The following is a 14,010-nucleotide window of genomic DNA, read 5'->3' as shown; positions in this document are numbered from 1 at the left end:
CAGCCGTCCGAGCGGGCCGCGGACGTCGCTCACAGCTCCGTCACCCACGCACGGTAGTCGTCGTCGAGGCCGTAGGTGACCTGCAGGGCACGGTCGAGGAACTGGCCGAGGCGACTGGCGTCGGAACGGGCGGTGACGCGCACGTTCGCCCCCTCGGCCTCCTCCGGCCGTTCGATCCGTTCGATGCGGAACTCCGGAAACTCGTCGAGGAGGGACTTCAGGCGGTCGAGTTCCGCGTCGGTGCAGTCGAGGTTGAACGTCTCCTCCGCGAACTGGACCCAGGGGACGGGTGGCCCCTCCGCGTCGTCCTCGCCGGCGTCCGTCGCCGGCGCGTCCTCGGGGTCGACCTCGACGGTCAGAAACGGGCTCCCGCGGTTCCGGTGGGCGAGTACCGCCTCCGCGAACAGTTTGCGTCGGTCGGCGGCGTCGGCGGCATCGAACCGTGTCATGTTCGTGTGTCGTACCCCTGCGGCAAAAAGAGGGACGGGTCGCGGTCCCGTATCCGAACGCCTTTTGCCGTCGCGGCCTTCCCTCGTGTCGATGAACACGCTGCTGTGGGTGCTCGTCGGCGTTCTCGTCTACTCCCTCGTCGCGAAGGCGCTCCAGATCCGGGGGTATCTCCCGGACGCGGTCCGGCTTCAGGGTCCCATCGCGACCATCCACACCCGCCGCGGTCGCGCTCTCCTCACCCGTCTCGCCCGCCCCAAACGCTTCTGGCGTGCGTACAGCAACGTCGGCGTCGGCGTCGCTCTCGTCATCATGGCCGGGATGTTCTTCCTCCTGCTCTTTCAGGCGGTGACCATCCTCCGGAACCCGCCGGCGCCGTCGGCGGTCAACCAGCCCCAGAACTTCCTCGTCGTCCCCGGCGTCAACGACTTCCTCCCGCTGGCCGTCGCGCCCGAAATCGTCTTCGGCCTCCTCCTCGGCCTCGTCGTCCACGAGGGCGGCCACGGCCTGCTCTGCCGGGTCGAGGACATCGACATCGAATCCATGGGCGTGGTCTTTCTGGCGCTCATCCCCGTCGGCGCCTTCGTCGAACCCGACGAGGAGAGCCAGCGCGAGGCCGACCGGGGCGGCCGCACCCGGATGTTCGCGGCCGGCGTCACCAACAACTTCGTACTCACGGCCGTCGCCTTCGCCCTCCTGTTCGGCCCCGTCGTCGGCGCGGTCGGTGTCGCCCCCGGCGTCGCCGTCGACGGCGCCTACGAGGGCTCCCCGGCCGACGTAGCCGGTATCGAGAACGGCGACCGCATCACGAGCGTCGCCGGGACGGCCGTCGGCACGGAGGCCGACATGGACGACGCCCTCCTCGCGGCCGAGAACCGCACCGTCTCGGTCGAACTGAACGGCGAGCGCACGGTTCGGGTCGAGCGCTCCCTCGTCGTCGTCGGGAGCGTCGCGGGCAACCCCGCGAACGTCTCCGTCGAGAGCGGGAGTGATCCCATCCGCGTGACGGCAGTCAACGGCACGCCCGTGAACACCCGCGAGGAGTTCCGGGCCGCGACGGTCGACAGCGAGTTCGCTCGCATCGAGACGACGGCCGGCGACGCCGTCGTTCCCGTGGGCGCCTACGTCACCCGCGTCGCGTCGAACGGTCCGCTGGCGAACGCCACCGCGCCGACCAACGCCAGCCTGATCGTCACCGAAATCGACGGCAAACGTGTCACCTCCTCGGACTCGCTCTCGCGCGTCCTCGACCAGTACGACGAGGGCGCCCGGGTACCCGTCCGGGCCTACGTCGACGGCGAGTTCCGGACCTACGACGTGCGCCTCGGCGAGAACCCGCGAGACGGCCGGGGCTTCCTCGGCGTCGACATCTTCCCCGGTACGAGCGGTCTGCTCGTCACCGACTTCGGCGTCCGGAGCTATCCGGCGGGCACCTATCTCGAACTCCTCGGCGGCGACGCCGGGGACGGCACGGCCTCGCCGTTCTCGGGGCTGACCGACTCGCCGCTCAGCCTCGTGTACGTCGCCCTCGTCCTGCCACTCGCCTCCGTCGTCCTCGGGATTCCCAACTTCCCCGGATTCACCCCGGCGGTGACGAACTTCTACGTCGTTCAGGGACCGCTCGCACCCCTCGGCGACGGGGTGTTCATCCTCGCGAACACGCTGTTCTGGGCCGCCTGGGTCAACCTCCAGCTCGGCCTGTTCAACTGTATCCCGGGCTACCCACTCGACGGCGGCCGCATCCTGCGGATGGGCGCCGAAGCCGTGGTGTCGCGGCTGCCGGTCGGCGACCCCGCGCGGGTCGTCCGGACCATCACTACCGGTATCGGGCTGACGATGCTCGCGTCGCTCGTCCTGATGATCTTCGGACCGCAACTGCTCTCCTGACCCGGGACCGGTCACGGGGTCGAGGCGTTCGTCGTTACGAGCCCCCGGGCACCCTCCCGATTTCTGCGAAAACACGCAACTCCCATACCCCCCCAGTTCTAACGGCCGGTCATGCGAGAGCCTCCTCAGACGGACGAAGGCTGGTACGCACTGCACGACTTCCGTCGCCTCGACTGGGCGGCGTGGCGTGACGCCCCGCAACGGGAGCAGGACCGCGCAGTCGAGGAGGGCGTGGAGTACCTCCAACACCACGAGGACGTCGCGGACGCCGAAGACGGCGCCTCCGCCGTCTTCGCCATGGTCGGCCACAAGGCGGACCTGCTGGTCGTCCACCTGCGGCCGACGCTCGACGCGCTCTCGACGGCCGAACGGCGATTCGACCGGACGGCCCTCGGCGCCTTCACCGAGCAGTCCACCTCCTACGTCTCCGTCACCGAAGTGAGCGGCTACGTCTCGGACGCCTACTTCGCCGACGACGAGGAGGAAGTCGACACCGGTCTGAAGCGGTACATCGAGGGCAAACTCGAACCCGAGATCCCCGAGGACGGGTACCTCAGCTTCTACCCCATGAGCCGGAAGCGCGGCGAACAGGACAACTGGTACGACCTGCCCTTCGAGCGCCGCCGCGAGATGATGCAAGAGCACGGCGAACACGGCCGCGAGTTCGGCGGCCGCGTCAAACAGATCGTCGCCTCGTCGGTCGGTCTCGACGACTGGGAGTGGGGCGTGACGCTCTTCTCCGACGACCCCACCGACCTGAAGGACATCGTCTACGAGATGCGCTACGACGAGGCGAGCGCCCGCTACAGCGAGTTCGGTCCCTTCTACGTCGGGCGACGCTTCCCGCCCGAGGACCTGCCCGCGTTCCTCGGCGGCGAGTCGGTGCCGACGGGGGCGGACGGACACGCCCACGGAAGTGGCGCTCACGGCGAGGGCGGCGAGGGCCACCACGGGGGCGACGCCCACGGCGAGGGCGACGAGGGCCACCACGGGGGCGACGCTCACGGCGAGGCCGGCGACGAGAACGTCGAGGACGCGGACATCCGCGGCGAACTCGCCGATCTGGACGTGTACGCCGGCAAACCCCACGGCGAAGACGTGTACGCGACGGTGCTCTACTCCGAGGCCGACGCCGACGAGTTGTTCGAGGAGGTCGACGGACTCCGCTCGAACTTCGACCACTACGACACGCACGCCAAAACCGCGGTCTACGACGCCCTCGACCGGGATCGGCGGGCGGTCGTGAGCATCTGGGACACCGCGAGCGCGGCCGACACGGCCGCCGGGTTCCTCGCCGACCTGCCCGACGTCGTCAGCCGAGCGGGTGAGGAGTCCGGCTTCGGCACGATGGGCATGTTCTACACGGTCAAGCCGGAACACCGCGAGGACTTCGTGGAGAAGTTCGAGACGGTCGGCGGACTCCTCGGCGACATGGAGGGTCACGGCGAGACGGATCTGATGATCAACCTCGAGGACGAGAACGACATGTTCATCGCCAGCCAGTGGCGCTCGAAGGAAGACGCCATGGCCTTCTTCCGCTCCGACGAGTTCACGGACACCGTCTCGTGGGGGCGTGACGTGCTCGCCGACCGGCCGCGACACGTCTTCTTGGCCTGACGACACCACCGCCGATTCCCGCACGGCGCGCACACCCGAACCCCTTTGGGTACCCCCGACTTACCACGCCTGCAATGACGAAGCGACACGTCTCGCTCCCCATCGAGGCCGACGCGGGCGTCGAGGAGTTCATCGACCACGTCGACGAGCGACTGGCCTCCGACGAGGACACGTGCAGGGTGGTACAGGACGTGCTGATCGACCTGTTCGGGGACCGCGAGGCGTACGAACGCTGGCAGGACGGCGGCGACGTCTCGCCCGCCGAGCGCGTCCGTCTGCAGGGCTACGACCCGTGTAACGCCACGCTCGAGAGCGAGTACTACGCCGAGAAAGACGAGGAGCGCTTCACCGAGTCGAAGTACCTCCAGTGGCTCTGGCGACAGTTCGACGCCACACCGATGGCCGACAACGTGGAGTTCGCCCTCCGATTCCGCTCGATGCTCGCCGATCACCTCTTCGAGGAATGCGGCGAGGGCTGCCGATTTTTCAAGGGCATCAGCTTCACCTACGGGCACAACATCTCCGTCGGCGACAACGTGGTCATCCACGACGACGTCCACCTCGACGACCGGGGTGACCTGACGATCGGTGACCGGGTCTCAATCTCCGACGGCGTCCACGTCTACAGCCACGACCACGACATCGTCGACCAGACCGAGGTCCGAAACTACCACACGACCATCGAGGACGACGCCCGCGTCACCTACGACGCGATGGTCAGTGCGGGCTGCCGGGTCGGCGAAAACGCCGTGATCGGCGCCCGTGCGGTGGTCCAGGGCGACGTGCCCGACCACCACATCGCCGTCGGCATGCCGGCCAAGAGCGTCCGCGTCAAGCCCGGTTGGGAGGACCGTGCGGACCCGCTCGAAGCCGGCGGCGAGAACCGACAGGAGTCGCGCCGAATCGAGTACGACCTGCCCGACGACCTCGACGTGTTCGACGAGTTCCAGCGAAGCCTCGACCCCTCGACGTAGGCTTTTACCGATCGAGGCCCGAGAGCGCGTATGGACCGACGACGCTATCTGACGAGCCTCGGCACAGCGGCGGCGCTGGCTGGCTGTGCCGGGCGCCCCCGTCCGGGCGGGACGGACGCGGACGGGACGGCGTCAGCCTCCGCTTCGACCGAGGATGGTGGTGTCGCCGTCGAGACGCTCGCCACCGATCTGGAGGTCCCGTGGGGCGCCGCATTCCGCGACGGTGACCTCTACCTCACCGAGCGTCCGGGACGGATCATCCGTCTGGTCGACGGGCAACTCGAACCGGTCGTCGAGGACGTGCCGGTGAAAGCCGTCGGCGAGGGCGGCCTCCTCGGCCTCGCCTTCCACCCCGACCAGCCCTACGCCTACACCCATCAGACCTACGAACCCGCCGGTGGCGGGACGGCCAATCGGCTGGTGCGCCACGACCTGAACGACGGGTGGGCACAGGAGCCCATGATCGAGGGGATTTCGGGGGCACACATCCACGACGGCGGCCGACTCCTCGTCCACGACGACGCCCTGTACGTGACCTGCGGCGACGCCGCGACCGAGGAACGGGGGCAGAATCCCGACGCTCTCGCGGGGTCGGTCCTCCGAGTCACCCTCGACGGCGACCCGCATCCCGACAACCCCTTCGACTCACGCGTCTTCAGTTACGGCCACCGCAATCCACAGGGGCTCACCGTCCGCGATGGCGCGGTGTACAGCACCGAACACGGTCCCTCCGTCGGCGACGAGATCAACGTTCTCGACGCGGGCGAGAACTACGGGTGGCCCGAGGTGACGGGACCGAGCGACGACGACCGCTTCACCGACCCGGTCACGAGCTACTCGCCGACCATCGCCCCCGCCAGTGCGGCGATGTACGACGGTCCCATCGAATCCTGGCGCGGTGACCTCCTCTTCGGGACGCTCAAGTCCCAACACGTCCACCGCGTCCGCCTCGACGGCGGTGACGACCCCGGTGTCGCCGCGGAGGAGCGCCTGTTCGAGGGCGAGTTCGGGCGGATTCGAACGGTGTTTACCGGCCCGGACGGCCACCTCCACGTCACGACGAGCAACCGCGACGGCCGGGGATCGCCCGTCGCGAGCGACGACCGTGTGCTCCGCGTCGTCCCCGCCTGAATGGCCCGCGCCGTCGCCATCAACGTCGGAGCCAACACCACGCTCCCGGGGTTCCGGGGACCAGTGCTCCCCGACCGACGGTTCGCCTACGTCCCAATCCCCGAACGGGAACCGACGGCCGATCCAGTGCCGACGTACGCCGACCTCGACGTTCCACTCGACGTGGACGTCTCGAACGTTTCCGACCGGCGCGTCCACCTCGACCCGGAGTTCGCGGGGCTGTACGGGTCGACGGCCTACACCTACGGCGACGAACACGGCGTCAAGGCCGGCCCGCTCTCGGCGCTTACCCCCGGCGACTCGCTCTTTTTCTACGCGACGCTCTCCCTCCGGGGCGACCCCGTGGCCGCACCGACGCTCCCGCCGGAGTGGGGCGCCTACCTGATCGGCGAGTTTCGGGTCGACCGCGCGGTGACGGGCGAGGCGTACCGTGACCTCCCCCCGGCCGAGCGCGCGCGGTTCGAGAGCAACGCCCACGTCAAGCGAGCCGAGTTCGACGCGCGGGTGCTCGTCGCCGGGGATGACGGATCACGGCTGCTCGAACGGGCGGTACCGCTGAGCGCGCCCGAGGCCGGCGCGACGGCTGGTCCCCTCGTAACCGACCTCTCGGCCGATTCGGGGAAGGGACCGTGGTGGCGGCGCGTCCTCCGGTACGACGCCGACGCCACCGAGTGCCTGCGGGCCGTCGTCGACGAGGCGCAACCGTAGCTACCGCCCGCGCAGGCGGTCGATCCGGTCCCCGAGCGCGACGTTCACCGAGAGCGGGTTCGGGACCCGCCGTCGGATCGGCTCCATCGCGTGCACCGCGGCGTAGCGTTCGAGGGCGTCCGCGACGGCGTCGGGACCAACCCGCGCCGCGGCGTCGTCGTCGGCCGCACGCACGGCACACCGGCAGGCCCAGAACCCTACGAGGACGACGGCGACGGCGGCACCGAGGAACAGCCATCGCGGTTCCAGCCCCGTCACCGCGGCGACGAGGGGAGCGGTAGCGAGGATGGCGGTTCCGGCCCGGCGGAGGAGCAGGTGCCGACGAACTCGCCCGGCCTGCACCGCGAAGAGGGCCGCCGCCGTCCCGTCGTCGAAGCGGTCCAAAACGGTCGTCGTGACGAACAGCCGGCGATACCCTGGCGGCCCGCGGACGTGAACCGTCGCCGTCTCCTCGTTGTCGGTGTCGAAGACGCGGACGTCGCGAACGTCGAGGCCCGCGCGCTCCCGGAGCGTCGCGAGGCGGTCGCGGGTCGCCTCGTCCGGGGTGATCGTCGACCGAAGCGACGTCAGGAGCCACGGCGACCCGACGAGCAGGGCACTCAGCGCGACGGCGAAGAGACCGACGAGGGCGAGCGGCGAGACGCCGGGACCGAGGCGGAGCGGCGCGACGAGGACGGTCACGACGGCGCACAGGCCGACGACGTAGCGTGCCATCCGGACGAACGTCCGCCCGGTCGAGAGGTCGACGTCGCGGACGGCTCGCACGCCACGGATCGTCGGTGCGTAGGCCAACAGGCCGACGCATCCGGCGGCCAGCATCCCCACGAAGTCCGCGAGGAGGGTGGCGACGACGCCGCCGGTGCCGCCGAGAGTCGCCGCGACGACGGCATCCCCGAACTCCAAGAGGGCGAGGACGCCGTACGCAAGCAACGCGAACGGGAACAGCACGCCGACGTACAGCAGTCGATACTTGCCGACGGGGTTCGAGAGGCGGCGAACGATGGCACTGCTCACGGCGCCGAGGACGACGCCGCCGACGAGCAGGAGGGTAAGGACGACCAACGGCGGGCCGAGGGACGGAGCGGCGGACTGGAGGGCGAACACGCCGGCTGATCGATGCCCTCGACACAAAAACGGTTCCGTGTCGGACGGCGACCGACCCGCGGGAGAGCGCCGTCCGGGAATTGAACCACGGTCGTTCCGCTCGCGACGCTCGCTTCACTCCCTGATTCGATTTCTTGGGCGATTTTCCTCGCTTCGCTCGAAAAATGCGCCGTCCGGGAATTGAACCCGGGCTAGTGGCTTGGGAAGCCACTGTCCTGCCACTGGACCAACGGCGCCCGTGTATTGGATTGCCTCGGCATCCCACTTCAACGTAGCGTTTCACGGAACGAACGCTTATACCGGCACGCGTCGTAGCTGTAGGTTGACATGACGGCTGCACAGACGTTCGAGGTGTACCTGACCGACGAAGCGAGCGACGAGTTCGGCGCGGGAGCGATACGGGCCGACTCGGTCGAGTTCTACGACTCGGGCGTCTGGCTCAGTCACGCCGACGGCCGGGACTTCTTCCCGTACCGACGCGTGCTCCGCATTCGGGAGGGTGCCGGCGCAGACGACACCACCGCGGACGACACCTCGACGGGCGAACGCCGCGACGCGGCGAGCGGTACGGGTTCCGTCGACGACACCGAACTCGACGTGGGGTGATCGGAACTGACGGTTCCGTCGGTTTCGTCCCGGCCACGCGAACGCGTGTCCATCGGTTTGCCCGGACGAGAGACTATTTCAAACTCGGATCCGTATCTCGGGGCGATGAGCGACGAATCCGTCATTCTGGCAGAATCGGCCCCGCTCGACCTCCGACTCTCGGAGGCGGAACTGGCGGCGACCCGTGACCATCTCGTGTCGTTCGTCGATCGGATGGTCGACCGCGCCGGCGCGGACGGGGCGGTACTCGGTCTCTCCGGCGGTATCGACAGCACGCTGACCGCCAACCTCGCAGTCGAGGCGCTGGGGGCCGATCGAGTCCACGGACTCGTGATGCCCAGTGAGGTGAACGCCGCCGACAACATGAGCGACGCCGAACGCGTCGCCCGCGACCTCGGCATCGAGTACGACGTGATCGACATCGGTCCCATCTACGACGCGTTCGTCGAGGCGTTCCCCGACGAGGCGACCGAGCAACGGGTCGAGACCGACCCGCTCCGTACCGCCGCCGGCAACGTTCGAGTGCGGATCCGCGCCGTCCTCGATTACTTCGTCGCCAACGCCGAGAATCGCCTCGTCCTCGGGACGGGCAACCGCAGCGAGGCTCTCACTGGCTACTTCACGAAATACGGCGACGGCGCGGTCGACTGCCATCCCATCGGGAACCTGTACAAACAGCAGGTGCGCCAACTCGCCGCTCACATCGGCGTGGACGACGACCTGGTGACCAAGACGCCCTCGGCGGAGATGTGGCTCGGACAGACCGACGAGGAAGAGATGGGGCTTGGCTACGACACGCTCGACGCCATCCTCGCGCTCCACGTCGACGGGCCGCTCTCCCGGTCCGCGACGGTCCGTGCCCTCGACGTGACCGCCGAACAGGTCGACCGCGTGGTCGACCTCTACGAGATGAGCGCCCACAAGCGGTCGATGCCACCGTCGCCGGACCCGCTCTACCTGTAGTCGCGGCGTGTGAGGCCCGCCGTCGTGGCGGAGGTACCGGTGCCGTCCGGACGACGACGCGGGCCGCTCACCGGACGACCCCCGCACGCGGCCGGGCGTTTCCAAAGGTCTTTGCCTCTCGCCCCGCAACTGTGCAGCGATGGACAACGCCGTACGGGCCCGGCGTGCCGCCCGTGACGCGCTCGCCGACATCGAGCCCGAACGGCTCGGCCAGGTGCTCCGTGACCGTCTCACGGACGCCTCGATGGCTCCCAGCGTGCTGGCGCTGGTGAGTGCGCACGCCCTCGACCCGACGGTTGACCTCGACCACGTCGCCGAACGCGGTGCCGGCGTCCAGCTCATCTACGAGGGGCTGCGGCTCACCCGCACGCTCACCCACACCGAACCCTGGACCGACGGCGACGACGAGGCGGCCCGTCAGGCCGACCTGAACATTCTCGCGGCGGACGTACTCGTCTCCAGGGGCTTCTACCTGCTCGCCCGGACCGAGACGGCCGAACGCGCCGTCGAGGTGGTTCGCGCGTTCGGTCGGGACCAGACCCGCCGTCGCGACGCCGGTGCCGACCGGGCCGCGCTGGATCGCAACCTCGAAGCCGACGTGTTCGCGCTCTCCGTCGCGGCGGGAACGACCGCCGTGGGCATCGACCCTGGGGACGACCTGCTGGAGTACGCCGCGGACCTCGCCCGCGAGTTCGACGGCGACCTGCCCCCGCCCGAGGCGGCGCTCCCGGAGACGACTGCCGACCGCGTGCTCGCTCTCGCCGGCGGCGATGCCGCCCCGCCCGCCGACCCGTAAATCGAAACGCCTAAAGATGGTTCCGGCCAAGCGATGTACGCGTGCCTGGGTAGCTTAGCGGTAAAGCGCGTCCTTGGTAAGGACGAGACCCCGGGTTCAAATCCCGGCCTAGGCTCTTTCCTCCGTACACTCCTTGTGCGCACACTTTTCCGACTCCACTCGCCTGAACGAAACTCGTTCAAGATTCGCTTCTCTCGCTAAACAGGGCATCCCTCGTCGTAATGCGATTCGTCAAACTGTCAGGACACACAAACTAATTCACAGACAGCGGCGGGATAGTCCCGAAATCGACCGGGGGCGCGTCCCCCTCAAGCGACACCCCGGATTTCGCTAATCCACGCTCACAGAGAGACGAATGAGGCTTAGTCAGGAATGTGATAGAACGCCCTCGATGCGGCTATCCACGACGAGTACGTGACGAGTGAGGTTCCGCCGAAACGACTATTGGTAAGACTGGCGTATTACGTCTATATGTCTGAAGCAGCTACGAATGACGACGGTGGGGACGACATCGCCACGGTGAATTTCAAACTCACCGAGTCGTTCCTCGAACAGATAGACGATACGTGGCAGGGGCGCGGGTTCAACAGTCGGAGCGAATTCATCCGGTACACGCTTCGGGACGCCGTCGAGTTCCCGACGTTCGACCGCGACGAACTCGTTGCGCTCCTCGAAGCCGAGGAAGACATCCGCGAGGGACGAACGACGAGCGCCGAGGAAGCCCGCGAGCGGTTCGGCACGAGCGATGAGTGACGACGGGTGGACGTGGGAACTCTCCTCGACCGCCGAAGACGACCTCGACGGACTGTCCCCTACCGAACAAGACCGGATACTCGACAAACTCGATGAAATCGTCTCCTCGCCGTGGCGCGATCCGCCGGACTACGGTGAGCCGCTCCAGAACAGTCCGTACAAGAAGATACGCGTCGGGGAGTTCCGGCTCTCCGTGACCTTCCGACAGGACGACGGGCGGCTCGTCGTCGTAGCCGATCAACACGGCGACGTGCGGGGGGAGGTGGGGAGGGGCCTCGTGTAGATATCCGAGCGACGCCGGATCGAGAAACAGAATCACCGGGTCGTTCCCGTCCACCCGCGCGGTCACCTCCGCCCAGGCCGTCTCGAAGTTTTCGCCCCGTCGAAACAGGTTCGAGATGCCGAGTCGCTCGAAGAAGGCCTGTTCCAACCAGGTCGGACTGGCCCGAAACCGGACCCATGGCGCCTCGGGATCCTCGTAGAGGACGAACGCGGGACCGCCGCCGATGCCGAAACACGCCGCCTCGCTGTAGTTCAAACCGTAGTACGCCGTGACGTTCTGGAGCGCAGTCGCTCCACAGTGGACGCCGGATCGGTGGTCGTACCGTTCGACGAGTTCCATAGCCAGTACACACATTGGGAAGCCAATCAATTTCTGCTGTCAATTCTTCATCCGTGGCGAAGCCGACGGACGTGATCGTCGGGGAGCCGTCGGCATCGGCGTGGGCGAGCGCGCGAGGCGCTGGACCTGCCGACGGCGTACCGACCGGCTGCTCACCCCTCCGTCTCCACGATTCCGTGCTGTTCGAAGTACAGCCGGAGGCTCCGGATCGACGTCACCACGACGTCGCAGTGGTCCTCGACGATCGGTTCCGGATCGTAGCCGATCGCAGTTCCGGCGACCTGCAGCATCGGTAGGTCCATCGCCCCGTCACCGACCGCGATGGTCTTCCCCAGAGCGATGCCCTCGGTCAGGGCGAGTTCCTCGAGGGCTCCGTCCTTCCCCGTATCGAGCAGCGGCCCCTCCACCTCTCCGGTCACGGCCCCGCGTGCCAGCACGAGTCGATTCGCGACCACGTGATCGACCGCCACGCCGGCCCGATCGAGCGCCGCCTCGACGCCCCGATCGAACGTCCCGGTGACGATGGCGACCTGCACGCCGGAGCGCCGCAGGTCGGCGATCATGTCGGCGGCTCCGTGGTGAAGCTTGCACCGTGCGAACGCGGCGTCGACTCGCGCCTCCGGCATCCCCTCCAGGAGGCGAGCCCGGCCCCGGAGCGTGTCGGCGAAGTCGACCTCGCCGCGGCGGCTCCGTTCCGCTAGCCCCTGCATCTCGGTCGCCACGCCGTACTCCCGCCCCAGGAGGACCGTGAGATCCGAGCCAGTGAGCGTCCCGTCGAAGTCGAAGGCAACGAGCGTCATGCCCGATCCGTTCGGCCTCTACATTCAAGTAGCTAACATTTGTTTCCTGACGGTTGGTGGCGTCCGGTGTGTGCTCCGCTCGGAGACTGTTGGACCGACTCGGATCGGCGGCGCCGCGTCCGAACACCTGACCCACGGTCACCCTGGACCCGATGCCCGGCCCCGTGAGCGTGTACGGGCTTCCGCTCCGGAAGGCGCGGCCGAAGACGGCGCCGTGGGGGAACGGCGCCGAGCACCGAGGTGCCAGTGGGGTGTGCCGGGCGCGCGGGTGGGGAGGATGGGAACTGAAGCCGGTAGTGCGCGCCCAGTCCAACAGTTGCCATCCCTTGACTTAAATATACGTCAGACATTGGCCGTCGGGTCGGGCGATGAGCGATCCGGAGGAAGGCTTTTCCTCGCCGCGACGGAGGCTTCGGCGTGACCTGGGACGACCTCTTCGAACGGGCCGACCGCTACGAGACGACCGAGGCGGACGTCGTCGACGCGCTCCGCCGCCACCGCACGGACGACGATGAGTGATCCCGCGCCGACGCGGGTGGCTGCCGACGCGGACGTCCTCGCTGCGGATCTGCTCGTCGGCGACTCGTCGCGGGCGGCGCTCGATCACGTCCGCGAACACTCGTGGACGACGCTCGTCGCGAGCGACCACCTCCTCGACGACGCCGAGGCGGTGATCGCCGGCCTCGCCGACGCGTCGCTGGCGCGGGACTGGCGCGTACGGATCGAGGACGACTGCGAACTCGTCGCCCACCCCGCGGAGGATCACCCGGCGCTCGCGGCCGCCTACCGCGGCGGCGCCATGCATCTGCTGACCCTCGACGAGTCGCTCCTGTCGGCGTCGGCGGGGGCGGCCGTTCGCGGGCGCGTCGAGACGAGCGTCAGGCACCCCCGGGCGTTCGCGGCGCTGTTCGACGCCGAGAGCCTCTATCGCGAGGCCGTCGGCGGGGAGTATCCCGGTCCGGATCGGGACCCGCGGGCCTAGCGGGTCGGGTACCACTCCGCGAACTTCTCGAGGGCGCGGCCGCGGTGGGAGACGGCGTTTTTCTTCGCCGGTCCCATCTCCGCGAAGGTGGTTCCCTCGTGTTCGAACACGGGGTCGTAGCCGAAGCCCTCGTCGCCACGGGGGTCGACGAGGCGCCCGCGCACGGACCCAGTGAACAGTTTGACCGGCAGATCGTCGCCGTCGGCGTCCTCGTCGGCCGCCGCGGCCGCCGCGCGGTCCCCGCGGTCGATGGGGTCGGGACTGGCGTCGAAGGGGTCGCCGTCGCAGTAGGCGAGGACACAGCGGAAGGCGGCGCGGGCGGGGTCCGTCGCTTCGCGGGCGAGGGCGCTCACGCGCTCGATGCCGAGTTTCTCCTCGGCGTAGGCGGTGTAGGGACCGGGGAAGCCGTCCAAGGCGTCGATGAACAGGCCGGCGTCGTCGACGAGGACGGGTTCGCCGGCGTGGCGGAACGCCTCGCGGGCGCCGCGGGCGGCGATGGGTTCGAGGGTGGGTGCCTGAATCTCGGTGTAGTCGAAGTCTAGCTGGGCGACGGCGCCGTCGTCGAGATACTCACGGACCTCCCGGACCTTCCCGGGGTTGGTCGTGACGTAGTTGAGCAT

Annotated in this window: 15 protein-coding genes, 2 tRNA genes and 1 pseudogene; 12 read left to right on the top strand and 6 right to left on the bottom strand. The window is 68.6% G+C overall.

Annotated elements, in window-relative coordinates:
- Positions 1-29: 29 nt before the first annotated feature.
- Positions 30-449 carry a hypothetical protein gene (locus tag V8686_RS02665; RefSeq protein ID WP_379702423.1) on the bottom strand — a complete coding sequence of 140 codons (420 nt, stop codon included), beginning with the start codon at positions 447-449 and terminating at the stop codon, positions 30-32.
- 91 nt (positions 450-540) lie between these two features.
- Here V8686_RS02665 and V8686_RS02660 point away from each other — a divergent pair, with 91 nt between their 5' ends.
- The 5 genes from V8686_RS02660 (at position 541) to V8686_RS02640 (ending at position 6,764) form a co-directional block, all read left to right on the top strand.
- Positions 541-2,334 carry a site-2 protease family protein gene (locus tag V8686_RS02660; RefSeq protein WP_379702422.1) on the top strand — a complete coding sequence of 598 codons (1,794 nt, stop codon included), beginning with the start codon at positions 541-543 and terminating at the stop codon, positions 2,332-2,334.
- 111 nt (positions 2,335-2,445) lie between these two features.
- A complete protein-coding gene (locus V8686_RS02655) occupies positions 2,446-3,951 on the top strand; it encodes a heme-binding protein (RefSeq protein WP_379702421.1) in 1,506 nt (501 codons plus the stop codon).
- Between the two features lie 74 nt (positions 3,952-4,025).
- Entirely contained in the window at positions 4,026-4,925 is a 900-nt protein-coding gene (locus V8686_RS02650) for an acyltransferase (protein WP_379702420.1), read from the top strand.
- 30 nt (positions 4,926-4,955) lie between these two features.
- Positions 4,956-6,056, top strand: coding sequence for a PQQ-dependent sugar dehydrogenase (locus V8686_RS02645; protein ID WP_379702419.1), 1,101 nt, complete (start codon positions 4,956-4,958; stop codon positions 6,054-6,056).
- On the top strand, positions 6,057-6,764 hold the full coding sequence (locus V8686_RS02640) for an Nmad3 family putative nucleotide modification protein (RefSeq protein ID WP_379702418.1): 708 nt from the start codon (positions 6,057-6,059) through the stop codon (positions 6,762-6,764).
- Here the strand turns inward: V8686_RS02640 and V8686_RS02635 are convergent, their stop codons facing one another.
- Both V8686_RS02635 and V8686_RS02630 read right to left on the bottom strand, forming a co-directional pair.
- Positions 6,765-7,868, bottom strand: a complete 1,104-nt coding sequence (locus V8686_RS02635) for a peptidase (protein ID WP_379702417.1) — start codon at positions 7,866-7,868, stop codon at positions 6,765-6,767.
- A 165-nt stretch (positions 7,869-8,033) separates the two neighbouring features.
- A tRNA-Gly gene (locus V8686_RS02630) sits at positions 8,034-8,104 on the bottom strand.
- Positions 8,105-8,195: 91 nt separating this feature from the next.
- On the opposite strand from V8686_RS02630, the gene V8686_RS02625 reads away from it, so the two are divergent.
- The 6 genes from V8686_RS02625 to V8686_RS02600 all read left to right on the top strand — a co-directional run bounded on the left by V8686_RS02625 (position 8,196) and on the right by V8686_RS02600 (position 11,269).
- On the top strand, positions 8,196-8,474 hold the full coding sequence (locus V8686_RS02625; RefSeq protein WP_379702416.1) for a hypothetical protein: 279 nt from the start codon (positions 8,196-8,198) through the stop codon (positions 8,472-8,474).
- 105 nt (positions 8,475-8,579) lie between these two features.
- Positions 8,580-9,437, top strand: coding sequence for an NAD+ synthase (locus V8686_RS02620; protein WP_379702415.1), 858 nt, complete (start codon positions 8,580-8,582; stop codon positions 9,435-9,437).
- A gap of 139 nt (positions 9,438-9,576) precedes the next feature.
- Positions 9,577-10,233: a DUF7114 family protein gene (locus V8686_RS02615; RefSeq protein ID WP_379702414.1), complete on the top strand. Its 657-nt coding sequence runs from the start codon at positions 9,577-9,579 to the stop codon at positions 10,231-10,233.
- A gap of 43 nt (positions 10,234-10,276) precedes the next feature.
- Positions 10,277-10,348: transfer RNA gene (locus V8686_RS02610), tRNA-Thr, on the top strand.
- Between the two features lie 356 nt (positions 10,349-10,704).
- Positions 10,705-10,986 (top strand): ribbon-helix-helix domain-containing protein, encoded by a 282-nt coding sequence (locus tag V8686_RS02605; RefSeq protein ID WP_008307424.1) that lies wholly within the window; start codon positions 10,705-10,707, stop codon positions 10,984-10,986.
- The gene (locus tag V8686_RS02600) at positions 10,979-11,269 is read left to right on the top strand and encodes a type II toxin-antitoxin system RelE family toxin (protein WP_379702413.1); all 291 of its coding nucleotides are present in this window, start codon (positions 10,979-10,981) and stop codon (positions 11,267-11,269) included. The genes V8686_RS02605 and V8686_RS02600 overlap by 8 nt, the downstream gene beginning before the upstream one ends.
- On the opposite strand, the pseudogene V8686_RS02595 reads toward V8686_RS02600, so the two are convergent.
- Positions 11,264-11,608, bottom strand: a pseudogene (locus tag V8686_RS02595) (BtrH N-terminal domain-containing protein); the annotation flags it as partial. The gene V8686_RS02600 and the pseudogene V8686_RS02595 sit on opposite strands and share 6 nt — an antisense overlap.
- A 152-nt stretch (positions 11,609-11,760) precedes the next feature.
- Positions 11,761-12,408: an HAD family hydrolase gene (locus tag V8686_RS02590; RefSeq protein WP_379702412.1), complete on the bottom strand. Its 648-nt coding sequence runs from the start codon at positions 12,406-12,408 to the stop codon at positions 11,761-11,763.
- A 511-nt stretch (positions 12,409-12,919) separates the two neighbouring features.
- On the opposite strand from V8686_RS02590, the gene V8686_RS02585 reads away from it, so the two are divergent.
- Positions 12,920-13,390, top strand: a complete 471-nt coding sequence (locus V8686_RS02585) for a DUF7384 family protein (protein WP_379702411.1) — start codon at positions 12,920-12,922, stop codon at positions 13,388-13,390.
- Here V8686_RS02585 and V8686_RS02580 read toward each other — a convergent pair.
- Positions 13,387-14,010: a non-canonical purine NTP pyrophosphatase gene (locus V8686_RS02580; RefSeq protein ID WP_379702410.1), complete on the bottom strand. Its 624-nt coding sequence runs from the start codon at positions 14,008-14,010 to the stop codon at positions 13,387-13,389. The two genes, V8686_RS02585 and V8686_RS02580, sit on opposite strands and share 4 nt — an antisense overlap.

The organism is Haloplanus litoreus, from assembly GCF_045690335.1.
GTDB lineage: Archaea > Halobacteriota > Halobacteria > Halobacteriales > Haloferacaceae > Haloplanus > Haloplanus litoreus.
This window is presented reverse-complemented; position numbering and strand designations above follow the sequence as displayed.